The organism is Xanthomonas protegens (assembly GCF_038442435.1).
Lineage (GTDB): Bacteria > Pseudomonadota > Gammaproteobacteria > Xanthomonadales > Xanthomonadaceae > Xanthomonas_A > Xanthomonas_A sontii.
This window is the reverse complement of record NZ_JAQJCQ010000001.1, coordinates 435,627-458,374: the sequence shown is the minus strand read 5'-3', so window position 1 is coordinate 458,374 and position 22,748 is coordinate 435,627. Positions and strand designations below refer to the sequence as shown.

General features: G+C 67.1%; 22 protein-coding genes and 1 tRNA gene. 16 read left to right on the top strand and 7 right to left on the bottom strand.

Annotation, left to right across the window (positions count from 1 at the left end; translation table 11 throughout):
* The first annotated feature begins 125 nt into the window (after window positions 1-125).
* Together PIQ37_RS01975 and PIQ37_RS01970 are read left to right on the top strand one after the other, a co-directional pair.
* Window positions 126-761 carry a glutathione S-transferase N-terminal domain-containing protein gene (locus PIQ37_RS01975; RefSeq protein WP_010342124.1) on the top strand — a complete coding sequence of 212 codons (636 nt, stop codon included), beginning with the start codon at window positions 126-128 and terminating at the stop codon, window positions 759-761.
* Window positions 762-834: 73 nt separating this feature from the next.
* On the top strand, window positions 835-1,266 hold the full coding sequence (locus tag PIQ37_RS01970; RefSeq protein WP_152236429.1) for a ClpXP protease specificity-enhancing factor: 432 nt from the start codon (window positions 835-837) through the stop codon (window positions 1,264-1,266).
* A gap of 267 nt (window positions 1,267-1,533) precedes the next feature.
* On the opposite strand, the gene PIQ37_RS01965 is transcribed toward PIQ37_RS01970, so the two are convergent.
* The 4 genes from PIQ37_RS01965 to PIQ37_RS01950 form a co-directional block, all read right to left on the bottom strand.
* Complete coding sequence (locus PIQ37_RS01965; protein ID WP_342072148.1) at window positions 1,534-1,878, bottom strand: DUF3301 domain-containing protein; 345 nt, start codon at window positions 1,876-1,878, stop codon at window positions 1,534-1,536.
* Between the two features lie 259 nt (window positions 1,879-2,137).
* Window positions 2,138-3,286, bottom strand: coding sequence for a DUF2272 domain-containing protein (locus PIQ37_RS01960; protein ID WP_342072147.1), 1,149 nt, complete (start codon window positions 3,284-3,286; stop codon window positions 2,138-2,140).
* Window positions 3,287-3,579: 293 nt separating this feature from the next.
* Window positions 3,580-4,458, bottom strand: coding sequence for a carboxylating nicotinate-nucleotide diphosphorylase (gene nadC / locus PIQ37_RS01955; RefSeq protein WP_342072146.1), 879 nt, complete (start codon window positions 4,456-4,458; stop codon window positions 3,580-3,582).
* Window positions 4,455-4,724, bottom strand: coding sequence for a Trm112 family protein (locus PIQ37_RS01950; RefSeq protein ID WP_010342118.1), 270 nt, complete (start codon window positions 4,722-4,724; stop codon window positions 4,455-4,457). The genes nadC and PIQ37_RS01950 overlap by 4 nt, the downstream gene beginning before the upstream one ends.
* Window positions 4,725-4,782: 58 nt before the next feature.
* Here PIQ37_RS01950 and purE point away from each other — a divergent pair, with 58 nt between their 5' ends.
* Together purE and PIQ37_RS01940 are read left to right on the top strand one after the other, a co-directional pair.
* Window positions 4,783-5,286 carry a 5-(carboxyamino)imidazole ribonucleotide mutase gene (gene purE, locus PIQ37_RS01945; protein WP_342072145.1) on the top strand — a complete coding sequence of 168 codons (504 nt, stop codon included), beginning with the start codon at window positions 4,783-4,785 and terminating at the stop codon, window positions 5,284-5,286.
* A complete protein-coding gene (locus PIQ37_RS01940; protein ID WP_342072144.1) occupies window positions 5,283-6,431 on the top strand; it encodes a 5-(carboxyamino)imidazole ribonucleotide synthase in 1,149 nt (382 codons plus the stop codon). The genes purE and PIQ37_RS01940 overlap by 4 nt, the downstream gene beginning before the upstream one ends.
* Before the next feature lie 96 nt (window positions 6,432-6,527).
* Here PIQ37_RS01940 and PIQ37_RS01935 read toward each other — a convergent pair whose 3' ends face one another.
* Window positions 6,528-7,106, bottom strand: a complete 579-nt coding sequence (locus PIQ37_RS01935) for a superoxide dismutase (RefSeq protein WP_342072143.1) — start codon at window positions 7,104-7,106, stop codon at window positions 6,528-6,530.
* 125 nt (window positions 7,107-7,231) lie between these two features.
* On the opposite strand from PIQ37_RS01935, the gene grxD reads away from it, so the two are divergent.
* The 5 genes from grxD (at window position 7,232) to ppnN (ending at window position 14,015) form a co-directional block, all read left to right on the top strand.
* Window positions 7,232-7,552, top strand: coding sequence for a Grx4 family monothiol glutaredoxin (gene grxD, locus PIQ37_RS01930; RefSeq protein WP_010342114.1), 321 nt, complete (start codon window positions 7,232-7,234; stop codon window positions 7,550-7,552).
* Window positions 7,549-8,289 carry an SDR family NAD(P)-dependent oxidoreductase gene (locus tag PIQ37_RS01925; protein ID WP_152182729.1) on the top strand — a complete coding sequence of 247 codons (741 nt, stop codon included), beginning with the start codon at window positions 7,549-7,551 and terminating at the stop codon, window positions 8,287-8,289. Before grxD ends, PIQ37_RS01925 begins: the two co-directional genes overlap by 4 nt.
* Window positions 8,286-8,885: a MarC family protein gene (locus PIQ37_RS01920; RefSeq protein ID WP_342072142.1), complete on the top strand. Its 600-nt coding sequence runs from the start codon at window positions 8,286-8,288 to the stop codon at window positions 8,883-8,885. Before PIQ37_RS01925 ends, PIQ37_RS01920 begins: the two co-directional genes overlap by 4 nt.
* Window positions 8,886-9,291: 406 nt before the next feature.
* The gene (locus PIQ37_RS01915) at window positions 9,292-12,513 is read left to right on the top strand and encodes a TonB-dependent receptor (protein ID WP_342072412.1); all 3,222 of its coding nucleotides are present in this window, start codon (window positions 9,292-9,294) and stop codon (window positions 12,511-12,513) included.
* A 113-nt stretch (window positions 12,514-12,626) separates the two neighbouring features.
* The gene (ppnN, locus tag PIQ37_RS01910) at window positions 12,627-14,015 is read left to right on the top strand and encodes a nucleotide 5'-monophosphate nucleosidase PpnN (protein ID WP_342072141.1); all 1,389 of its coding nucleotides are present in this window, start codon (window positions 12,627-12,629) and stop codon (window positions 14,013-14,015) included.
* Here ppnN and PIQ37_RS01905 read toward each other — a convergent pair.
* Window positions 14,005-15,042, bottom strand: coding sequence for a sensor histidine kinase (locus PIQ37_RS01905; protein WP_342072140.1), 1,038 nt, complete (start codon window positions 15,040-15,042; stop codon window positions 14,005-14,007). The genes ppnN and PIQ37_RS01905 overlap by 11 nt on opposite strands.
* Window positions 15,043-15,239: 197 nt before the next feature.
* On the opposite strand from PIQ37_RS01905, the gene PIQ37_RS01900 reads away from it, so the two are divergent.
* The 7 genes from PIQ37_RS01900 (at window position 15,240) to PIQ37_RS01870 (ending at window position 22,165) form a co-directional block, all read left to right on the top strand.
* Window positions 15,240-15,764 (top strand): GspH/FimT family pseudopilin, encoded by a 525-nt coding sequence (locus PIQ37_RS01900; protein WP_342072139.1) that lies wholly within the window; start codon window positions 15,240-15,242, stop codon window positions 15,762-15,764.
* A 25-nt stretch (window positions 15,765-15,789) separates the two neighbouring features.
* Entirely contained in the window at window positions 15,790-16,266 is a 477-nt protein-coding gene (gene pilV, locus PIQ37_RS01895) for a type IV pilus modification protein PilV (protein WP_017911244.1), read from the top strand.
* Window positions 16,263-17,231: a PilW family protein gene (locus tag PIQ37_RS01890; protein WP_342072138.1), complete on the top strand. Its 969-nt coding sequence runs from the start codon at window positions 16,263-16,265 to the stop codon at window positions 17,229-17,231. Before pilV ends, PIQ37_RS01890 begins: the two co-directional genes overlap by 4 nt.
* The gene (locus PIQ37_RS01885) at window positions 17,228-17,806 is read left to right on the top strand and encodes a pilus assembly PilX family protein (protein WP_342072137.1); all 579 of its coding nucleotides are present in this window, start codon (window positions 17,228-17,230) and stop codon (window positions 17,804-17,806) included. The genes PIQ37_RS01890 and PIQ37_RS01885 overlap by 4 nt, the downstream gene beginning before the upstream one ends.
* A gap of 10 nt (window positions 17,807-17,816) precedes the next feature.
* Window positions 17,817-21,575, top strand: coding sequence for a pilus assembly protein (locus PIQ37_RS01880; RefSeq protein WP_342072136.1), 3,759 nt, complete (start codon window positions 17,817-17,819; stop codon window positions 21,573-21,575).
* Entirely contained in the window at window positions 21,575-21,997 is a 423-nt protein-coding gene (locus PIQ37_RS01875; RefSeq protein WP_342072135.1) for a type IV pilin protein, read from the top strand. Before PIQ37_RS01880 ends, PIQ37_RS01875 begins: the two co-directional genes overlap by 1 nt.
* A gap of 91 nt (window positions 21,998-22,088) precedes the next feature.
* A tRNA-Asn gene (locus PIQ37_RS01870) sits at window positions 22,089-22,165 on the top strand.
* 44 nt (window positions 22,166-22,209) lie between these two features.
* Here PIQ37_RS01870 and PIQ37_RS01865 read toward each other — a convergent pair.
* Window positions 22,210-22,746 carry a GspH/FimT family pseudopilin gene (locus PIQ37_RS01865; protein WP_342072134.1) on the bottom strand — a complete coding sequence of 179 codons (537 nt, stop codon included), beginning with the start codon at window positions 22,744-22,746 and terminating at the stop codon, window positions 22,210-22,212.
* Window positions 22,747-22,748 lie beyond the last annotated feature (2 nt).

Below are 22,748 nucleotides of genomic sequence, written 5' to 3'. Positions count from 1 at the left end.
GATCCCCTGTTCATCCTATTGGCTTTTGTGAGCGAGGGTTGCACACTCAGGGGCCGTGACGACCGTCCGCAATGTGCGGGCGGCGTCGATGCGGCCGGCGGATTCCGGCCGTCGGAGAGCCTTGAATGGCGGCGAGTTTGCGCATGCGAAATACCTTGACGTTGTTTTCCTCCACGGATGATGTCCTGTGCCACCGCGTCCGCCTGGTGCTCGCGGCCAAGGGCGTGACCTACGATTTCGTGGCGGTGGATCCGCAGAATCCGCCGGAAGACCTGATCGACCTGAATCCCTACCACTCGGTGCCGACCCTGGTCGAGCGCGAGCTGGTGCTGTACGCCGCCTCGGTGGTCAGCGAGTACCTGGACGAGCGCTATCCGCATCCGCCGCTGATGCCGGTCGACCCGCTCTCTCGCGCGCGGCTGCGCCTGGCGATGCTGCGCATCGAGCACGACTGGGTACCGCAGGTGCAGGCGATCCAGCTCGGCAACAAGGCCCAGGCCGAAGCGGGGCGCAAGCGCCTGAAGGAACTGCTGACCGCGTCGGTGCCGTTGTTCAAGGCCAGCAAGTTCTTCCTCAATCCGGAGATGAGCCTGGCCGACTGCGCGATGGCGCCGATCATCTGGCGCCTGCAGGCGCTGGATATCCCGCTGCCGAAGGACGGCAAGGCGATCGAGGATTACGGCAACCGCATCTTCCGCAATCCGGGGTTCATCCGCAGCCTGACCGATCAGGAAAAGAAACTGCGCGACCTGCCGGCATGATGCTGTCCGCCGCCCCGTCTCCATTGTCTTCCGAGCTGTACCGGCATTGCGCGCCGGCACGTAGAATGGGCGCATGAGCGACGACACTTCCCGCATGACCAGCCATCGCCCGTACCTGCTGCGGGCGCTGGTGGAATGGATCAACGACAACGGCATGACGCCGCACATCCTGGTGGATGCGGGCCTGCCCGGCGTCCAGGTGCCGCCGAGCGCGGTCAAGGATGGGCGGGTGGTGCTGAACATCGCCGAGCGTGCGGTGGTGCGGCTGCAGATCGACAACGAGGGGGTCAGCTTCACCGCCCGCTTCGGTGGCGTCAGCTACCCGGTGCAGGTGCCGATGTCCGCGGTGCTGGCGGTCTATGCACGCGAAACCGGGCAGGGCATGGCGCTTCCGGACGACATCCACGGCGCCAGCGAGCCGCCGGGCGACGACACCCCGCCACCGCCGCGGCCGGGCGGTTCCGACGACGCCGGCAAGCGACCACGCCTGCGCGTGGTTAAGTAGCCGATGCGCGGCCTCGGTGGCCGCGCTTCACCCATCCAAGCGTTGGCGTTTTTGGTGTTCGTGCGCCGCGTACCGCGTTGTTCTGTCGTAGGAGCGGCTTCAGCCGCGACGGGCATTGCCGGTAACGCCCATGGCGGCTGAAGCCACTGCTACATTCGCCCGTCCATTTCAGGTGGCATGCGCATCGCCCGCGCACTCAGCTTCGCTGTCGCCCGACACGCCGCACGCCATCGGTATCGGCATCGGTGCGCGGCCGTCGCGCGCGGCTCAGTCGCGCTGCGCGCGCGCTTCCTGCAGGCTGCTCACGCTGGCGACCGACGGCCCGGTGAACGCGATCAGCTGATCGCCGAGCAGTACCAGGCGCCCGCTGTGGCGGTCGGTGCCATCGTAGGAATAGTCGAAGCGGAAACTGCGCTCGAAGCCGAGCCAGCCGTTGGGCAGGCGCCGTACGCGCAGGCCGGTGCCGTGCACGCTCTGGTCCAGCCACTGCACGTCGGCGGCCTTGCAGGCGTTGCGGCCGAGGATTTCGGCGCGTTCGGCGGCCGCACGCGAGGCGTTCCAGAACGCGAACACCGCGGCGCCGGCGATCATCAACAGGATCAGGCTGGGCATTGCGCCACTGTAGCGAGGCGCCGGTGGGCGGGCAACCTTGCTTGGGATTGGGGATTGGGGATTGGCAAGAGCTGCGCCCTTGGGCGGTGTCGCGCGCTGCTCGTAGATGTCTTGGGGTGAGGTGCCGCGGCTGACGGACGCCTCCAAGCCCCCGCCATGGTCCTGAGCGAGGCACCTGCATGCATTGATGACGCGCGGTGTGCGTCCACCGGAATCCCGGTGTGAGAAGCGCCCTGGCGTTGTGATTGGACGAAACGCCTTAGCGCTGTGGCTGTGACTGCGGTTCGGTCTTGGGTGCCTGGTTGCTGGTGGGCGCGGTGGGTTGCGGCGGCGCTGGTGCTGCGGTGGGGACGGGGGATACCGCCGCCGGCGTGTTCGGGCCGGTGGGTGGTGCGGGCGGTGCCGGCGGGGCGGCGGGCGTGCCGGGGGCCGCGCTGGCCGCGGGCGCGGCGGGCGTCGTCATCGGCGCGGCGGCGGGATCGGTCGGGGCGGTCGGCAGCAGCACCTGCGCCTGCGGTTGCAGCTTCAGCAGGGCCGACCAGTCCTGGCGATTGAAGTCGCACAGTTCCTCGTGGCCGGGCGTGCATTCGAGTGCGGCGCCTTCGTCGTTCTGGTCCTGCGCCAGCGGCGCATCCAGTTGCAGGCGCCCGCTGCGGTCCAGCTTGAGCTTGCGCATGGTCACCGCGTTGAACACGTTGCCGCCGATCAGGTACAGGGTCTGGTCGCCGCCGACATTGGCCGCGACCACGATGTCGCAATGCGATTCCCACGGCAGCGGGCGGCCGCGCGCCAGCGCCTCGCGCAGGCCGGCGGTGCCGACCGGTTGCCGACGTCCGCGCAGGAAGCACAGCAGGTCGCCGGGGGCAGGCTTTTCCTGCCGCGGGTCGGCGAAGCGATAGGGCAGGCCGTCGGCACCGGCCTGGTAGGCGGCACGGATGTAGTCGATATGCCGGATCGAGGTGTGGAAGCCGGCCACACCGGCGCGCACCATCACGTAGGACACGAAGGCCGCCGACCATGGGTTGTCGACGATGAAGGCGCGGCAGTCGTTTTCGCGGTAGCGCGACCCGTCCAGCTGCTGGCAGCTCTCCGCGCCGTCGAAGCGGCCCATCGCGCCCAGCGTTCCGCTGTCGCGCCAGTAGGCGGCCACGCGCTGCCAGGCTTCGATGCCGTCGTCGGCAAGGTCGGCGCGCTCGGCCTCGGTGACGCGCAGGCCGGCCAGGCGGCCGTCGCGATCGATGAACGGGCGCCACCACAGCCGGTGCTCGTTGCAGGCGGTGCGCACGATCGCCACCGCCGCCGGGGTCAGGCCGAAGCGTGGCGGCAGATCGCAGACTTCCGCGGCCGCGGCGCGGCCGGCGGGAAACAGGGCGGCGACACACAGCAGCGCGAACCAGGGGCGGAACATCGGCGAACTCGGTGGGGACGGGGAAGCGCGCAGCGTCGCAGAGCGGCATTGGCGAGGCCGTGAAGTGTAGGGCGTGCCGCGCGATCCAGGCAGATCGCGCCGTGCTGGCTAGCGCGTTCCGGGCGGATCAGGCGCTTCGCGATTGCCCTTGGGGTGGTGGGACTCACCCAACGGGGTGGAGACGATCAACGTCGCGACTGGGCCATGCGTGCGGACATGCACGCATGGGATGTATCCGCGTTCGCCGCGTGTGGGTTCGCCGCGCGGTCGCCTAGTTACACGCGGACTGGCCGCTACTGCGGCGGCGTGCCGAGTTTCAGCGACAGATCCACCGCCTGCACGTGCTTGGTCAAGGCGCCGATGGAGATGCAGTCGACGCCGTCCTGCGCGATCGCGCGCACCGCGTCCAGGTCGACACCGCCGGAGACTTCCAGCGGAATTGCGCGATTGAATGGCGCAGCCGCGGCGATCGCCACCGCGTCGCGGCGCTGTTCTGCGGTGAAGTCGTCGATCAGGATGCGATCGCAGCCGGCTTCCAGCGCTTCGCGCAGTTGCTCCAGGGTTTCCACCTCGACCACCAGCGGCAGCGCCGGCCACTGCGCGCGCGCGGCAGCCACCGCCGCAGGCAGCGAGCCAGCGGCGTGGATGTGGTTTTCCTTGAGCATCACCGTGTCGTACAGGCCCATGCGGTGATTGCTGCCGCCGCCGCAGCGCACCGCGTACTTCTGCGCCAGGCGCAGGCCGGGCAGGGTCTTGCGCGTATCCAGGATGCGCGCGCCGGTGCCGGCGACCGCGGCCACGTAGGCGGCGGTGGCGGTGGCGGTGGCCGACAGGGTCTGCAGGAAGTTCAGCGAGGCGCGCTCGGCGCTGACCAGGGCGCGGCTGCGCCCGTGCAGCAGGGCCAGCACGGTGCCGGCGGCCACGCGCTGGCCTTCGGCCACCTGCCAATCGATGCGGACCTGCGGATCCAGCGCCTGGTGGCAGGCGTCGAACCAGGGGCGGCCGGCGATCACGGCGTCCTGCTTGCACAGCAGGTAGGCGCTGTCGGCGCGGTCGGGCAGCAGCGCGGCGGTGACGTCGCCGCTGCCGAGGTCCTCGGCCAGCGCACGCGCCACGTCGGCGGCGATCAACTCCGCGGCGGGCGCCTGCGGCGGCGCCGTGTCGTGGCTCATTTGGCCGGGAAGTCGGCGAGCTGGGCGGTGCCGATGGCCTCTTCGGCCAGCAGCACCGGAATGCCGTCGTCGACGCGGAACACCTGCTTGCGGTCGCGGGTGATCAGGGCTTCGCGCAGCGGTTGCGCCTGCGCACTGCCATCGGCGCGCTGCACGCCGCCGGCGGCGATGGCGCGGTTCAATGCCTCCAGGCCGCGCGCCTCCAGCAGCGCCAGCGGTTGGCGGGTGTCGGGCGAGCACAGCAGGTCGAGCAGTTTGCGGTCCATCCGGTCTTCGTCTTGCGTGGAAGACGGCTAGAATACGTCTTTAAGGCAGGGGACGGCCATGACCTCCAAGCAAACCGCGCCGCTCGTCGGCATCGTGATGGGTTCCCGCTCCGACTGGGAGACCATGCAGCATGCGGCGCAGAAACTCGATGCGCTGGGTGTGCCCTATGAAGTGAAGGTGGTGTCGGCGCACCGCACCCCGGACGTGCTGTTCTCCTATGCCGAGCAGGCGGCTGGGCGCGGCCTGCGCGCGATCGTGGCCGGCGCCGGTGGCGCCGCGCACCTGCCGGGCATGCTCGCAGCCAAGACCGCAGTGCCGGTGCTGGGCGTGCCGGTGCAGTCCAAGGCGCTCAACGGCATGGACTCGCTGCTGTCGATCGTGCAGATGCCGGCCGGCATCCCGGTGGCCACCTTCGCGATCGGCAATGCCGGCGCGGCCAACGCCGCGCTGTTCGCCGCGGCGATGCTGGCCCACGACCACGCCGGGATCGGCACCGCGCTGGGCGAGTTCCGCCAGCGCCAGACCGACGACGTGATGGCCAAGGACGATCCGCGCCAATGACCACCGTCGGCATTCTGGGGGCGGGGCAGTTGGCACGGATGATGGCGGTGGCGGGCGTGCCGCTGGGCCTACGCTTCGCGCTGCTGGATCCGGCGGCCGATGCCTGCGCCGGGCAGGTGGCGCCGCTGCGGGTCGGCGACTATGCCGATCGAGCCGCGCTGGCCGCGTTCGCGGACGCGGTCGACGTGGCGACCTTCGATTTCGAGAACGTGCCGGCGGATAGCGCGGCTGCCCTGGCTGGGCAGTTGCCGGTGTTCCCGAGCCCGGATGCGCTGGCCGTGGCGCAGGATCGCCTGGCCGAGAAGACCCTGTTCCGCGAGCTCGGCATTCCCGTGCCGGCGTTCGCCGCGATCGACACCCGCGCCGATCTGGACGCAGCGCTGGCGCAGGTCGGCACGCCGTGCATCCTCAAGACCCGCCGGCTCGGCTACGACGGCAAGGGCCAGTTCCGCATCGCCTCCGCCGCCGACGCCGATGCGGCCTGGGCGGCGCTGGGCGCGCAGGCCGCCAGCGTCGGCCTGATCGCCGAGGCGTTCGTGCCGTTCCAGCGCGAGGTCAGCGTGGTGGCGGTACGCGGCCGCGACGGCGAGTTCCGCACCTGGCCGCTGACCGAGAACTGGCACGTGCATGGCGTGCTGTCGGCCAGCCTGGCGCCGGCGCAGGCCGATGCCGCGCTTGAACAAGCGGCGGTGGCGCATGCGCGTGCCCTGGCCGAGCGGTTGCAGTACGTGGGCGTGTTCGCGCTGGAACTGTTCTGCCGCGACGGCGAACTGCTGGCCAACGAGATGGCCCCGCGCGTGCACAACTCCGGCCACTGGACCATCGAAGGTGCGGAGACCTCGCAGTTCGAGAACCACCTGCGCGCGGTGCTGGGGCTGCCCTTGGGATCCACCCGCATGCGCGGCCATGCCTGCATGCTCAACTGGATCGGTGCCATGCCCGATGCCGCGCCGTTCCTGGCGCAGCCCGGCGGACACTGGCACGACTACGGCAAGCAGCCGCGCGAGGGCCGCAAGGTCGGCCACGCCACCCTGCGCGAGGACACGCCGGAGGCGCTGGCGCAGGCTCTGCAGACCGTGGGCGCACAGTTGCAGCGCGAGCCCCAGGTCGCCCCGGTGATCGCCGCCCTGCGCGGCGAGCGCTGAACCAGCTGCACCAAGCCCAGGCGCCACCTGGGCCAGACAGCAGCGGCCACTGCCGCCGCTTCTGCGAATCCCAAATCCCCACTCCCCAATCCCCGCTCACCGCAGATTGGACGCCGCGAACTCCCAATTGACCAGCTTCCAGAACGCCTGCAGATAGCGCGCGCGGTCGCCGGAATAGTCGATGTAGTAAGCGTGTTCCCAGACGTCGCAGCCGAGCAGCGGCGTGTCGTCGCCGGTCAGCGGAGTGCCGGCGTTGGCGGTGCTGACCACGGCCAGGTTGCCGTCGGGACGCTGCACCAGCCACACCCAGCCCGAACCGAACAGCGCCAGGGCCATGCGCTCGAACTCGGCCTTGAACCGGGCCACGTCGCCGAAACTCCTGGTCAGGCGCTCGCCGAGCGCGCCGCCCGGTTCGCCGCCGCCGCGCGGGCGCAGGCCGCGCCAGTAGAACTCGTGATTCCAGACCTCGGCCGCCTCCTGGAACAGCCGGCCCTGCGCGCGCCGCAGCAGGTCCGGCAGCGCCAGCTCGGCCAGGTCGCTGCCGGCGAGCCGCGCATTGAGCCGTTCCACCAAGGCGCGCTGGTGCTGGCCGTGGTGCTGTTCCACCGCGGCGGCGGACAGGTGCGGGGCCAGCGCCGCAGCGGCGTAGGGCAGGGGAGCGAGTTCGATGGGCATGGATCCTCTGGCGGTTTCGGGCGCGCGTCGCGGTACTGCCGCGCGCAGGGCTTACACTATGCGGCTACGCGAGAGTCTAGCCGACCGCCAAGGTCGTTCTTTCGCCCCAGCAGGAGAGAACCCGCATGCAGGTGATGGAGCGCATCCAGGCCGACGTCGAACGCCATCCCATCGTGTTGTTCATGAAGGGCACGCCGCAGTACCCGATGTGCGGCTTTTCCAGCCGCGCGTTGCAGGCGCTGCTGGCCGCCGGCGCCGACCGCCTGCACACCGTCAACGTGCTCGACGAGCCGGAGATCCGCGCCAATCTGCCGCGCTATTCGAACTGGCCGACGTTCCCGCAGCTGTTCATCCATGGCGAGTTGATCGGTGGCTGCGACATCACCATGGAACTGTTCGAGTCCGGCGAGTTGCAGCGCATCGTGACCGAGGCCTACCAGTCGTGAGTGCGCCTGCGTCGCCGCAGGCCGGCGCGCTGGCGCAGCGGGTGGTCCTGGTCAGCGGCGCCGCCGGCGGGCTCGGCAGCGCTGCGGCGCTGGCCTGCGCCCAGGCGGGGGCCACCGTGGTCCTGCTCGGGCACAAGCCGGCACGCTTGAACCGCGTCTACGACGCGATCGCCGCGGTCGGCGCCGCGCCGCTGCTGTACCCGCTGGACCTGCTCGGCGCCACTCCGCCGGACTACGCGACCCTGGCCGAGCGCCTGCAGGGCGAGCTCGGCCGCCTGGACGGGCTGCTGCACTGCGCCGCCGACTTCGCCGGGCTGACCCCGTTCGAGCATGCCGATCCGGCCCAGTTCGCGCGCGCGATCCACGTCAACCTGACTGCCGCGGCCTGGCTGACCCAGGCCTGCCTGCCGTTGCTGCGGCAGGCCGAGGATGCCGCGATCGTGTTCGCGGTGGACGATCCGGCGCGGGTCGGCCAGGCCTACTGGGGCGGCTACGGCGCGGCCCAGCACGGCCGCCGCGGGCTGCTGGCGAGCCTGCACGGCGAGCTGGCCGCCTCGCGCGTGCGCGTGGCCGGGCTGCAGCCGGGGCCGATGCGCACCGCCTTGCGCGCCCGTGCCTACACCCATCAAGAAGACCGCGACGCGGTCGATCCGGCGCGCTACGCCGGCGCCTGCGTCGACCTGCTGTCGCCCGCCGGCGCCGCGCACCGCGGCGCAATCTGGAATCCCCTGGCATGACCATCCTGTCGGCAGCGCTGCTGCTGTTTCTGATCCTCGACCCGCTGGGCAATATCCCGGTGTTCCTCAGCGTGCTCAAGCCGCTGCCGGCGCGGCGCCAGCGCGTCGTGCTGGCGCGCGAACTGCTGATCGCGCTGGGCGTGCTGATGGGCTTCCTGTGGGGCGGCAAGTACGCCCTGGAAGTGATGCACCTGCGCCAGGAGTCGGTGGCGATCGCCGGCGGCATCGTGCTGTTCCTGATCGGCATCCGCATGATCTTCCCGCGCCCGGAAGGGCTGATGGGCGAAATTCCCGATGGCGAGCCCTTCATCGTGCCGCTGGCCATCCCGCTGGTCGCCGGCCCCTCCGGCATGGCCGCGGTGATGCTGATGGGCAGCAACGAGCCGACCCGGCTGGGCGAGTGGAGCCTGGCGCTGATCCTGGCCTGGCTGGCGACCTCGGCCCTGCTGTTCTCCGGCACGCTGCTGTACAAGCTGCTCGGCATGCGCGTGCTGACCGCGGTCGAGCGGCTGATGGGCATGCTGCTGGTGGCGATCTCGGTGCAGATGTTCCTGGACGGGCTGACGGCCTACCTGAAGTCGCCGGTCGCCGGCTGAGGTTGCGGCGTGGGCAAGTGACGGGTGCCGTGGGGACGGCGCCGGCCCTGGGCGCACTGTAGTTCGCAGCGCACTAGGTCGCCTGAGGCGGCCTCCGTCACGCGGCACGGGTAGGGGTCTGCGGCCGACAGCCGTCCCGGGCGACCCTTCGCGCCTGTCCCGGCGTTGTCGCCGATGCCCGCCAGGACTGGGATCGACGTCTTCTGATGTCCGCTTGTGCCGCGTTGTCACGGTTTGGCAACAAATTGGCCCTATGGTGTTAAACTCATGTTAACCCTTGCGGGGAATCGGCAAGGGTGACCAGCCCCCTCATTCCGCGGCCGTGCGTCCGTACCCCGCACGGCCTGCCATGCGCATTTCGTCAAACTCCATCGAGGCTATTGCAATGATTCAACCCCGTCTGCGGATGTCCAAGCTCACTCTGGGCCTCGTTGCGGCGCTGGCCGCGGCGCCGGTGTTCGCCCAGAGCACCTCCGCCGGTGTCGGCGGTGTGGTGACCCACGGCGGCCAGCCGGTCGCCGGCGCCGAGGTGACCATCACCCACGTCGAGTCGGGCACGGTCAGCCGCGCCACCACCGATGCCGCCGGTCGCTACAACGCGCGCGGCCTGCGCGTCGGCGGTCCGTACAGCATCACCATCACCAAGTCGGGCGACGGCACCAAGACCGAAGACGGCGTGTACCTGAGCGTCAACCAGAACGCCACCATCAACGCCGACCTGACCGGCGACATGGCTGCGCCGACCACGCTGGAGACGGTCAACGCGGTCGCCATCGCCACCGGCTCGGAAGTGTTCAGCGCCACCAAGATGGGCTCGGGCACCAACGTCGGCCGCGAGCAGATCGAAGCGCTGCCGTCGATCAACGGCAACATCCAGGACTACATGCGCCTGGATCCGCGCGTGGCCTTCGTCGATCGCGCCTCGGGCACGATCAGCGCCGGCGGCCTGAATCCGCGCTACAACTCGATCAACATCGACGGCGTCTCGGCCAGCGACACCTTCGGCCTGGAAGGCAACAACATGACCACCCGGCGTCAGCCGGTGTCCATGGAGGCGATCGAAGCCATCGACGTCAACCTGTCCAACTACGACGTCAGCATCGCCAGCGCCGCCGGCGCCACCGTCAACGCGGTGACCAAGTCCGGTACCAACGAGTTCCACGGTTCGGTGTACGGCAGCTATCGCGATGGCGACTGGTTCGGCGACAACCCGGACGGCAGCAAGTTCAATGGCTTCACCAAGGAGAAGACCTACGGCGCGACCTTCGGCGGCCCGATCGTCAAGGACAAGCTGTTCTTCTTCGCCAACTACGAGAAGTTCCAGCAGGATGCGCCGGGCCTCGACCTGGGCAGCACCGCGCTGGGCAAGGCCAACGCCAAGTACGGCATGGCCGACGTGACCCGCGCCCAGCAGATCGCCAAGAACTACGGCTTCGACGCCGGCACCCTGGACAGCGACGGCAACACCGACCTGAAGGAATACGCGCTCAAGCTCGACTGGAACATCAGCGACAACCACCGCGCCAGCTTCCGCTACAGCAAGCTCGACCAGAGCAAGCTGCGCATCAACGGCGCCGGCAGCTCCAGCCAGGCCTCGCTGAGCTCGTACTGGTACCAGCACGAGAAGTCGGTCGAGAGCTACGTCGGCCAGCTGTTCAGCGACTGGTCCGAGAACTTCTCCACCGAGTTCAAGGTGTCCTACCGCGACTACTCCGCGATCCGCGTGGTGCCGACCAATGCGCCGAGCATCGCCGTGTACTTCGACGGTTCGGTCGCCAACCCGACCGGCGACGTGCTGTACCTGGGCACCGAGACCAACTCGCAGGGCAACATCCTCACCACCAAGACCTGGAACTACTACGGTGCGGGCACCCTGACCCTGGACAACCACAACCTGAAGTTTGGCGTCGACTACAGCACCAACGACATCTACAACCTCTACGGCCGCAACACCTGGGGCGTGTACACCTTCTTCGGCCTGGACAACTTCGCCAGCGGCCGCTGGAGCTCGTACCAGCTCAACCAGGAGCGTAGCCCGGGTTCGATCGCGGCCGACTACAAGAACAGCAACCTCGGCCTGTTCGTGCAGGACACCTGGTACGTCAACAACAACCTGACCCTGACCCTGGGTCTGCGTGGCGATCGCGCGAAGGTGAGCCCGGATCCGACCTACAACGCCGCGGCGCAGGCCTACTTCGGCTACGACAACAGCAAGGTCTTCAACGGCGATTTCCTGATCCAGCCGCGCGTCGGCTTCAACTACACCTTCGACACCGACCGTCCGACCCAGCTGCGCGGTGGCGTGGGCCTGTTCCAGGGCGATGCGCCGCAGGTGTGGATCGGCAACAGCTACTCCAACACCGGCTTCAACTACAACGCCTACAGCTACACCGCCTACAACCCGGCCCTGCCGTTCAGCGCCAACAAGGACACCCAGCCGGTCCCGACCACGCCGGGTTCCGCGACCCAGGGCGTGAGCTTCGTCGGCAACGACTTCAAGCTGCCGTCGCTGTACAAGGCCAACCTGGCCCTGGATCACGAACTGCCGTGGTACGGCATCGTGGCCTCGGCCGAGCTGCTGGTGACCAAGGTCAACAACGGCCTGTACTACAAGAGCCTGAACATCGGTCGCGTCAACAGCCCGGGTCAGGATCCGAGCCCGGCCTACTACGGTCCGGACGGCCGCGCGCTGTACTGGAACCCGGCGCAGACCGGTCGTCCGTGGGCCACCGGCAACAACCGCTACAACCGCAACCAGGCGTATAGCGACGTCTACCTGATCGACAACACTGACAAGGGCAAGACCCAGCAGTTCACCGTGTCGCTGTCCAAGCCGTTCAGCGAAGGCGGCGACTGGTCCTGGACCCTGGGCTACACCTACACCCACGCTACCGAAGTCGGTTCGCTGACCAGCTCCACCGCCAGCTCGGGCTGGGGCTACCAGTACGCCTTCAACGCCAACTCGGAAACCGAGAACACCTCGCGCTACGAGATCAAGGACCGGATCTCCGGCTCGCTGGACTGGAAGCACATGTTCTTCGGCGACTACGAGACCCGCGTGGGTCTGGTCTACGAAGGCCGCAGCGGCCGTCCGTACAGCTACGTGTTCAACGGCGACGCCAACGGCGACGGTCGTTCGACCAACGACCTGTTCTACGTGCCGAAGGGCCCGGGCGACGTGCTGTTCGGCACGCTGAGCAACACCGGTGCGTTCACCGCCAACCCGGCGCTGCAGCAGCAGTTCTTCGACTGGCTGGCCAAGAACCCGCAGCTGGCCAAGTACGCCGGCAGCTACGCCCCGGCCAACGGCTTCCGTTCCGGCTGGATCAACACCTTCGACGTGCGCATCACCCAGCAGCTGCCGGGCTTCTTCAAGGGCCACAAGTCCGAGGTCTGGCTGGACATCCAGAACGTGGGCAACCTGCTGAACAAGAAGTGGGGCCGGATCTACGACTACGGCTTCTACGCCGACGCCCGCGTCGCCAACCTGCAGGGCATCTACCAGGGCAAGTACGTGTACAACACCCTGTACACCGACCAGCCGACGGCCGCCAATGCCGACGCCGACGGTTTCAACACCGGCGTGTCGCAGTGGTCGCTGCAGCTGGGCTTCCGCTATCAGTTCTGATCGCGGCGCACGCTAGCTGAAGCGTTGGAAACGGCCGGGGCGACCCGGCCGTTTTCTTTTTATGGGGGCTGACGTTAAAGTCGCCGGCTGACGACACCGACAAGACATTCGATATGACGACCAGCAATACGGCGGCGCGCGCGCTGCCGGTAGTGGATGCGCGGATCTACCCGCGCGGCGGCCTGGACATCCTCTCGCGCGTGGAAGTGGCGCGCCTGCGCGACGCCTCCAGCGGCGGCCTGCACGAACTGCTGCGGCGCTGCGCGCTGGCGGTGCTGACCAGCGGCAGCGCCTCGGACGACCCGCGCGCGGCGCGCGATCTGTATCCCGACTTCGACATCCAGGTGGTGCAGCGCGACCGTGGCGTGCGCATCGACCTGCTCAATGCGCCGGCGATGGCCTTCGTCGACGGCGAGATCATCAATGGCGTGGCCGAGCTGCTGTTCGCCGTGGTCCGCGACCTGGCCTACATGGCCATCGAGCTGGGCCCCGAATCCAGCACCGACCTGCAGTCCAGCGAAGGCATCACCAATGCGGTGTTCGGCCAGTTGCGCAATGCGCGCATCCTGCAGCCGACCGATCCCAAGCTGGTGGTGTGCTGGGGCGGCCATTCGATCTCGCGCGACGAGTACCTGTACACCAAGCAGGTCGGCTACGAGCTGGGCCTGCGCGGGCTGGACATCTGCACCGGTTGCGGCCCGGGCGCGATGAAGGGGCCGATGAAGGGCGCCACCATCGCCCATGCCAAGCAACGCAAGCACGACAACCGCTACATCGGCGTGACCGAGCCGGGCATCATCGCCGCCGAGTCGCCGAACCCGATCGTCAATCACCTGGTGATCATGCCGGACATCGAGAAGCGCCTGGAGGCCTTCGTCCGCATCGGCCACGGCATCATCGTGTTCCCCGGCGGTGTCGGCACCGCCGAGGAGATCCTGTATCTGCTCGGCATCCTGCTGCGCGAGGAGAACCGCGACCTGCCGTTCCCGCTGATCCTCACCGGCCCGACCATCGCCGCGCCGTATTTCGAGCAGATCGACCGCTTCCTGCGCCTGACCCTGGGCGAAGTGGCCACCTCGCGCTACGAGATCGTGATCGGCGATCCGGTGGCGGTGGCGCGCAAGATGGCCGCCGGCATCCAGCACGTGCGCACGCACCGCAAGGAGCAGAAGGACGCGTTCTACTTCAACTGGTCGGTGGACATTCCGCTGGAGTATCAGCGTCCGTTCGAGCCGACCCACGAGGCGATGGCCGCGCTGGATCTGCACCATGGCCGTCCGCCGCATGCGCTGGCCGCGGACCTGCGCCGCGCCTTCTCCGGCATCGTCGCCGGCAACGTCAAGGAAGACGGCATGCGCCGGATCGAGCAGCATGGCCCGTTCGAGATCCACGGCGATGCGGACATGATGCAGGCCCTGGACGAATTGCTGCGCGCCTTCGTCGAACAGCGCCGCATGAAGATCTCCGGCGAGTATCGGCCTTGCTACCGGGTCATGGCCTGAGTCCGATCCGGATCGTCGCGACGAACCAGGCGCCATCGCTGGCGGTGTGCAGCGAGGCGCCTTCCAGGCTGTCCAGGCGCGTGCGCAGCGCCGACAGGCCGACGCGGTGACCGCGGCCGATATGCGGCGACAGGCCGCCTGTCGGCACCGGGTTGCGCACGCTGATCTCCAGGGCGCCATCGCGTTCGCCGATGGCGATGCCGATCTCGCCGCCCTCGGCACTGCATTCGATGCCGTGGTGCACGGCGTTCTCCAGCAGCGGTTGCAGCGACAGCCGCGGAATCCGCACCGGCGCCGGCGCCTCGGGTATATCCCAATGTACGCGCAGGCGTGGCCCGAAGCGGATCGCCTCGATGTCCAGGTAACGCCTGGCCAGGTCGATCTCGTCCTGTAGGTCGACCAGGTCCGGCGCGGCCAGCGCGGCGCGGAACAGATCCGACAGATCCATCAGCAGTTGTTCCACCTGTTGCGGTTGCCGGTGCACCAGCATCACCGCGGTGTTGAGCGTGTTGAACAGGAAGTGCGGCTGCACGCGCGCGGTCAGTGCGTCGATCTCGGCCTGCTTGGCGCGTTCGACCAGTTGCTTGATGCGCACGTGGTTGTGCAGCGCGGCCATGCCGAGCAGGCCGATCAGCAGGGCGATGCCGGACAACTGCAGCGACAGCGTCAGCCATGCGCGGTCGGAGAGCTGCCAGTAGTCGCCGAAGGCATAGAGAATCACGCCGCTGATCAGCCAGGTCAGCGCCTGCATCAGGCCCAGTGTGGCCACGGTGATGGACAGGAAGCCGCATCCGGCCAGCGCCCGGCGCAACAGCAGCAGGCTCGCCAGGGTCAGCAGCGCGACCCACTGGATGCCCAGCGACGCCAGCCCGAAGTAGACCCAGCGGCTCCCTGCCATGCCTGCGCCCGGGACCGGGGTCAGGGCCAGGATGGCCGCGATGCACTCGCCGGCCATCACGATCCAGATCAGGGTCGAGGGTTGCTTGAGGACCTGGAGCTGGTCCTTGGAGTAGGCGGAGGCGGGCATCGGGGCGGAAGGCGGTGGGGCAGGGCCGAGGTGCATCATGCCGGCTGGCGCCCTGCCGCGCACGATCCGTCCACTCCCCAATATCCGCCATCCGTCGGCAACGGCTGGCGCGGTGGCGGTCCGGCCGCTAGCGTGGCCGGCGGGAGAATCTGGGGAAGGATATGGCTGTTCCTTGCGCGCGTGACCTTGCCGAACGGATGCAGCGTGGTTTCACGCTGGTGGAATTGATGGTCACCGTGGCGGTACTGGCGATCATCATGGCGCTGGCGGTGCCCAGTTTCACCGGTCTGATCCGCAGCAACCGCTTGACCGGCGCCGCCAACGAACTGATCGCCGCGGTGCAGTTGACGCGCTCGGAGGCGGTGCGCCTGAACGGTGGCGTCAGCCTGTGCCGCAGCGACGACGGCGCGACCTGCGCCAGCGGCGGCAACTGGACCCGCTACCTGACCGTCGCCCGCGACGGCACCGTGCTGCGCAGCACCACCCTGCGCACTGGCCTGGTCGTCACCAGTACGACCCTGGATGCCATGGGCGACAAGCTGACCTTCGGGGCAGACGGCATCGCGCGCAACAGCAGCGGTACGCCAGTGACAGGAGGCATCGTCGTCTGCATGGCGGTTACCAATCCATCCAACAATGTCCGGAGCGTCAAACTGATGGGCGGCAGCCGCGCCCAGGTCACATCGACATCCGACGGCGGCAGCTGCACCACCACCGGTTGAGCCGGTTCCGGCAAGCGGAGACACCATGAAACGGTTCGAGAGCGGCAGACACATGGCGGGCGTCACCCTCATCGAGGTGATGATCTCGGTGCTGATCCTGGGGGTGGGGATGCTGGGCGTGGCGGCGATGCAGACCACGGCGCTGCGCAACAACCAGAGTGCGCTGCAGCGCAGCCAGATCGTCATGCAGACCTACACCATCCTCGATGCGATGCGGGCCAACCGCAGCGCGGCGATGCTGGGGGCCTACAACACCGGCAGCATGCTCTGCACGGCGCCGGCGGCGGGCGACCTGGTGGCGAACGACAAGGCGGTCTGGCTCAGCGGGTTGAAGGCGGCGATCGGGGGCGACCCGGCCACCACGTGCGGCTCCATCGCCTGCAACGACGGCAATTGCACGATCACCGTGCAATGGGACGACAGCCGCGGCGTGAACTCCAGTGCTGGCGGCAACACCAGCGGCAGCGCGACCCAGACCCTGAGCACGACGGCCCAACTGTGAACACACTGATCGCGCGGGCGCTGCCACGGCGCCAATCCGGCTTCAACCTGATCGAGCTGATGATCTCGATGCTGCTCGGCCTGCTGGTGGTCGGTGCGGCGATCGGCATCTTTCTCTCCAACCGCCAGACCTATGCGGCGACCGAAGGCCTCAGTCGGCTCCAGGAGTCGGCCCGGACCGGTTTCGAGATGATGGCGCAGGATATCCGCGAGGCCGGCGGCAATCCTTGCGATTCCGGATTGCCGGTCGCGAACGTGCTGAGCAATCCAACGGCGAGCTGGTGGATGAATTGGGCGCTGCCGCTGACCGGCTACGAGAACAGCAGCCCATCCGGTCTCACCGTCACGTCAGGCACCGACGCGATCCAGATCCTCTCCGCCGGCACCGGCGGTGCCACCGTGACCGCGCACAACCCCGCGAACCAGACGCTGACGCTCAACGCGGCAGCGCCGGACCTGCACAGCAACGCGATCATGCTGCTGTGCGATCGCCAGCAACTGGCGGTGTTGCAGGTCAACAGCGTTTCCGGCACCACGGCCAGTTACGCGAGCGGCGGCCTCAATACCTGCACACGGCTCGGACGCCTGCCGGGCGTGTGCGTCGCCGGCTCGAACAATTACACCTACGAGATCAACTCCATCCTGACCGAAGTGCGGGCGGTGCGGTGGTATGTCGCGGCCAGCAGCGGAGGAACGGGCGGCACCTCCTTGTATCAGCAAGTGGCCTTGCCGGGCGGCACGAGCCAGAAGAACGAAATCGCCGATGGCGTCACCGGCCTGCAGTTCAAGTATCTGTCCACCGGCGGCACCGACTATGCCGATGCCAGCGGCGTGGGCAACTGGGCCAACGTGATTGCGGTGAAGATCGACATGACCGTCAGCGCCGATACGGCGGCCGGCGCCAACAAGCAGCCGGTGACGCGGACATTCAGCACGATCGTGAGCATCAGGAACCGGAACCCGTGAACACGTCGCCATCGCTTCGCCGGCAGTCCGGCATCTCGCTCATCGTCGTCCTGCTGCTGTTGCTGGTGATGACCCTGCTGGGGCTTGCCGTCTTGCGCGGGACGCTGCTGCAGGAGCGCATGTCCTCCAACATGTACGACCGCAGCCTGGGGTTCCAGGCCGCCGAAGGCGCCTTGCGCGATGCGGAGAAGGCCATTCAGAACGCCGCCAAGTCCGGCAACACCATTGGCTTCAATTGTTCGTCGGGAACGACGGTATGCCCGGCCGTTCCCAGCAACACGTATACCGGCAATGCCTCCAGCGGCTGTGCGCTGGGCACCCAGGAGTGCTGGGTGGACGGCACGGTGACGCCGACGGGCCAGGCCGTCCCGGCCCAGTACTACATCCAGTATCTGGGCCAGCGCACCAGCGAGGATCAGCTGGGCCTGGGGTCGAGCATCAATCAGAACCAGTACGGCGGCACCGGCGGCACCTCGCTGGAGCACTATTACCGCGTCATCGCGCGCAGCGGCAACCCGGCCGCGTCCAATGGCCGGGCCATCGTCGTGCTGCAGACTAACGTCACCGTCAAGTAGGGATCCCACTATGACCAGTCGAGCGAAGAAGACGACGTGCCGGGACTGGCTCCTTGCCGTGGTGGCCGGTCTATTCATCGGTACTGTAGGCGGGGCCGGTGCGGATGTGGATGTCTCGCAGTCGCCGTTATATGTGGGCAGCGACGTGCCGGGCAACCTGACCTTCGTGCCGTCGGTGGAGTTCCCGACGGTGATCAGCAAGGCGAATCTGTCCGATACCTATTCGGCGTCAAGCAGGTTTGTTGGCTATTTCGATTCCGAGAAGTGCTACAGATACCACTACAGCGCCACGGAGAGCGATCGTTATTTCTATCCCGTCAGCTTGCTGGGCAACAATCCGAGCAGCTATGCCTGCGCTGGGGCGGGCGTGTGGGCAGGCAACTTCCTCAACTGGGCCGCAACCCAGACCATCGATCCGTTCCGCTCGGCATTGACGGGCGGCTATCGTTCGCGCGACACGGCGAGCGAGACGCTGCTGGAAAAGGCGGTCGCCGATCGCGTGGCGACCAGCAATTTCCCGCGCCGTTCGATCAGCAACAATGCCACCCTGATTGCGGGAGGGACGGGTGCGCAGTGGCAGAACTTCAACATGCGCATCGACGGGCTGGGCAACCAGATGTTCTTTGCCAACGGCAACCTGGTCGATCCCTCTTCGAATCAGCAGATTGCCTACGATCCAAGCAAGCATGCCTTGAATGGCAGCTTTCTCAAACCGGATGGCTCCCCTTGCGACACGCTTTTCAATCTCGGCTGCGTGCGCGATACGACGCTGACGTTCCAGGTCTCGGTGCGGGTCAAGGTATGCGATGCCAGCCTCGGAACCGCCTACCTGGAAGATAACTGCGTCGCTTATCCCAGCGGCTACTACAAGCCGGAAGGCCTGATCCAGCAGTATTCCAAGCGAATCCGCTACAGCATCTTCGGCTACAAGAACGTCGACATCCAGCAGGGTGCCGGTGCCGATAGCGGCATTCTGCGCGCCAAGCAGAAGTTCGTCGGCCCGTTTACCTACAATCCCGACGAGGGGCGGCTGGCCAATGCGGCGAGCGAATGGGATCCCCAGACCGGCGTCATCTATCAGAATCCGGATACTGCGGATGCGGCTGCGACGTCGGCGTTGATCGGAACCGATCCGAACTATCAGATCGTCAACAGCGGCGTCATCAATTACCTCAACAAGTTCGGTCAGCTCAAGACCGGCAAGAACGTGAAGTCGTACGACGATGTCAGCGAGCTGTACTACGCCGCGATCCGCTACTTCAAGCACCAGGGCAATATCGCCGCCTACTCGGCGCTGAGCGGAAGCGCGCAGACCAGGTACCAGCAGGCCGACGGTTTCCCGGTCATCACCAACTGGAACGATCCGATCTCCTATCGGTGCCAGGTCAACGTGATCCTCGGGATCGGTGATACCAACACGCATTACGACAAGAATCTGCCGGGCAACAGCAGCAATCTCAGTGGCGAACCGAGCAAGCCGCAGGAAGTGACGAACGACACCTCGGTCGACGTACTTGCGCGCATGCGCCAGATCTGGCTCAAGGAAGGCTTCAACGCGACCGATGCGGCGAATCGGGCAACCGCCAGTTCGTTCAACGGCAACGGCAATTCCGCCTACATTGCCGCGCTCGCCTACGACGCGCACACCAAGGATCTGCGGCCCGACAACGCCAGCGATGGCTTGCCTGGTAAGCAGACGTTGTCCACGCATTGGGTCGACGTGGTGGAATATGGCGATTACAAGTCGCCGAACACCAACCAGTATTGGCTGACCACGAAGTACGGCGGTTTCCGGGTGCCGGAAGGCTACGATCCGGAGACCAATATCAGCGCCTTGGCGGACTCCACCTGGTGGGACGGCAGTTCCTATGTCAACGGCAATACCGGCTACAAGAAACCGGACAATTACTACCTCGCCGCCGACGCGGAAAAGATGGTGGCCAGCCTGCGGCAGGCGTTCGAGCGCATTCTGGAGGAGATGAAGGGGTCTGCAGCCTCCCTCGCCAGCAATACGACCAAGCTCGAGGCCGGAGCCCGCACATACCAGTCGGTGTTCTACAGCGGCACCTGGCGTGGCGATGTGGTGGCGTACGACGTCAACCAGACCACCGGCGCGCTGACGCAGGCGTGGAGCGCTGGCGCGCAGTTCCCGGCCTGGGATACCCGGACGATCAAGTTCGTCAACTCGAATGGGAATCTGGACAATTTCGCCTACGGCAAGCTCGCCGGAACGCCGTTGTCGTCCGCGACGCAGAACCAGATCAACTATCTGCGTGGTGATCGTTCGCAGGAGAAGGCCAACGGTGGCGTCCTGCGTACCCGTAGTGGCATCCTGGGCGACATCGTCAATTCGCAGCCGGTCTATGTGGGAGCACCCAACCCACGGCTGTACACGACGGCGACGTTCAATGGCGCCAGCACTTATGCCTCCTTCGCGGCGGCCAAGTCCACGCGCGCGCCGATGATCTATGTCGGTGCCAATGACGGCATGCTGCATGGGTTCGATGCCAGCACCGGTGCGGAGAAGTTTGCCTTCGTGCCGAGAGCAGCGATGAGCGGACTGCTCAACTACACCGATCCGAACTACGAGCACCGCTATTACGTGGATGGCGAACTCACCGTGTCGGACGTCTACTCCGGGGGCAGCTGGCGCTCGGTGCTGATCGGCACCATGGGGCGGGGCGGAAAGGGCATGTTCGCGCTGGACGTCACCGATCCCAACAACATCACTCTGCTGTGGGACAAGACCTCCACGACCACCGACCTCGTCGGGCTGGGCAACAATCTCGGCAAGCCGATCATCGGGCAGCTCGCCAACGGCCAGTGGTACGCGATGCTCGGCAATGGTCCTAACAGCAGTGGCGATTCGGCGGATCTCATCCTGGTGAACGCCATCAGTGGTGCGTCGAGCCGCATCCCGACGGGGTCGAGCGGCAACAATGGCCTGTCCGGTGTCCTGGCCTGGTCGTCCAACAACGATTTCATCGTCGATCGCCTGTATGCCGGCGACCTCAACGGGAACGTCTGGCGGTTCGACATGTCCGGCGCGACCGGGACGGTGCGAAGGCTGTTCTCCGCCAGCTATGGAGCCAAGGCGCAGCCGATCACCGCCGCGCCCACGGCGGCAAAGGACCCGGCGACGGGCTTGACCTGGGTGTTCTTCGGAACCGGCAAGTATCTGTCCAGCGGCGATCTGGGCAACAAGGACGTGCAGAGCTGGTACGGTCTGATCGACCGCGGCAGCACCATTCCTTCCAGTCGCTCCACCCTGAACAAGGTCAACATCCTGCAGGAAGGCACCGTCAACGGCTTTGCCGTGCGGGTGATCGAGGACAAGCCCAGCGCCGGGCAGGATGGCTGGTACATGGACCTGCTGTCGCCTCCCGGCACGCCGCAGGGCGAGCGCATGGTGGTGTCCAACTTCTTCCAGGGCACGGCGCTGATCGGCACCACGCGCATCCCGGATTCGGGTGACGTGTGCAGCCCTAGCGGCAAGGGCTTCGTGATGGCGATCAACCCGTTCACCGGCGGCCGGTTGTCGCAATCCTTCTTCGACCTGGACGGCAGCGGCGGATCCAGCACCGGCGATACACTCAATGGCACCCCTGTCTCCGGCATCGGCCTGGACAGCAGTCCCAACAGTCCGATCTTCATCGGCAACCAGATGCAGATCGCATTGGATAATGCGAGCACGACAACGCTCGGCACCAACAGCAGCGCGCTCAGCATGAAGCGCGTGTCCTGGCGCGAACTCCTGAGGAACAATTGATGCGATTTTCTTCCCTTCCGTCCCGCCGGCAGCGCGGCTTCACCCTGATCGAACTGATGATCGTGGTCGCGATCGTGGGCGTTCTGGCGGCGATCGCGTTCGCCAGCTATCAGTCGCACGTCATCAAGGCACGCCGCTCGGCCGCGTCTGTCTGTCTGCAGCAGGGGGTGCAGCTCATCGAGCGGTACTACACGATCAACATGTCGTATGCCAAGGTGCCGCTGCCGACGTGTCCGAGCGATGCGGTGCAGTTCTATGATCTTTCGTTCAGCGTCCCTCCGACTGCGAATGCGTTCAAGTTGACCGCGACGCCTCGTGCGGACAGCCCTCAGGCCAAGGACACCCAATGCGGCGCGCTCAGCATCGATCAGAAGGGGACGCGTACGACGTCTACCGGCGCTGGCGAGGGCACCTGCTGGTGAGACTGGGCGGATAGGGCATAGCTACAGTCCGTACAGGCGTGTGTTCACCCCCTTGCGGTCGGCATGAGGCCTCTATACAATGCGCCTCCCCGCCCGAATAGCTCAGCCGGTTAGAGCACTTGACTGTTAATCAGGGGGTCGTTGGTTCGAGTCCAACTTCGGGCGCCAAATCCGCAAAGGCCGCGAGCGATCGCGGCCTTTGCTTTTGCGCGTCAGTCCGGCGTCCGGCAGGGCATCGGTTCGGTCGCTTTTCGCGTGCGGATGCGTCCGGTGTTGTTCACCACCACCGCTGCGCGTAGCCGGCCCCGCTCGCAGATGTTGACGGTCAGGTTGCTGCCGGCGCTGCGTCCGTCGGGCAGGAAGCGGATCGAGGGCCGGCCTTGGTTGGAGCGCAGGACCAGGTCGCCGGCGCCCGGTGCGCTGCCTTCGCTGAGGATGCTGTCCGGCGCGATCGGCTGGCCTTGTCGCTCCGGGTCGCGGAACACCAGCCAGCCGTGGCTCCAGTCGCTGTCGCTGCGGCAACTGCCGTCTCCGTTGGACGGGCAGGCGCTGACCGGGACGCCGAAGCTGATGGCGCTGCTGCGTGCCAGGGCGAAGTGCGCGCTCAGCTGGTGCGTGGCGGCCGTCAAGCGCTGGTTCGCCAGCAGTTCCCGGAACGCCGGCAGGCCGATGCCGACGAGCAGGCAGATCACCGCCATCACGATCATGGCCTCGAGCAATGTGTAGCCTTTGGTTTCAGCGTTCCGCATGT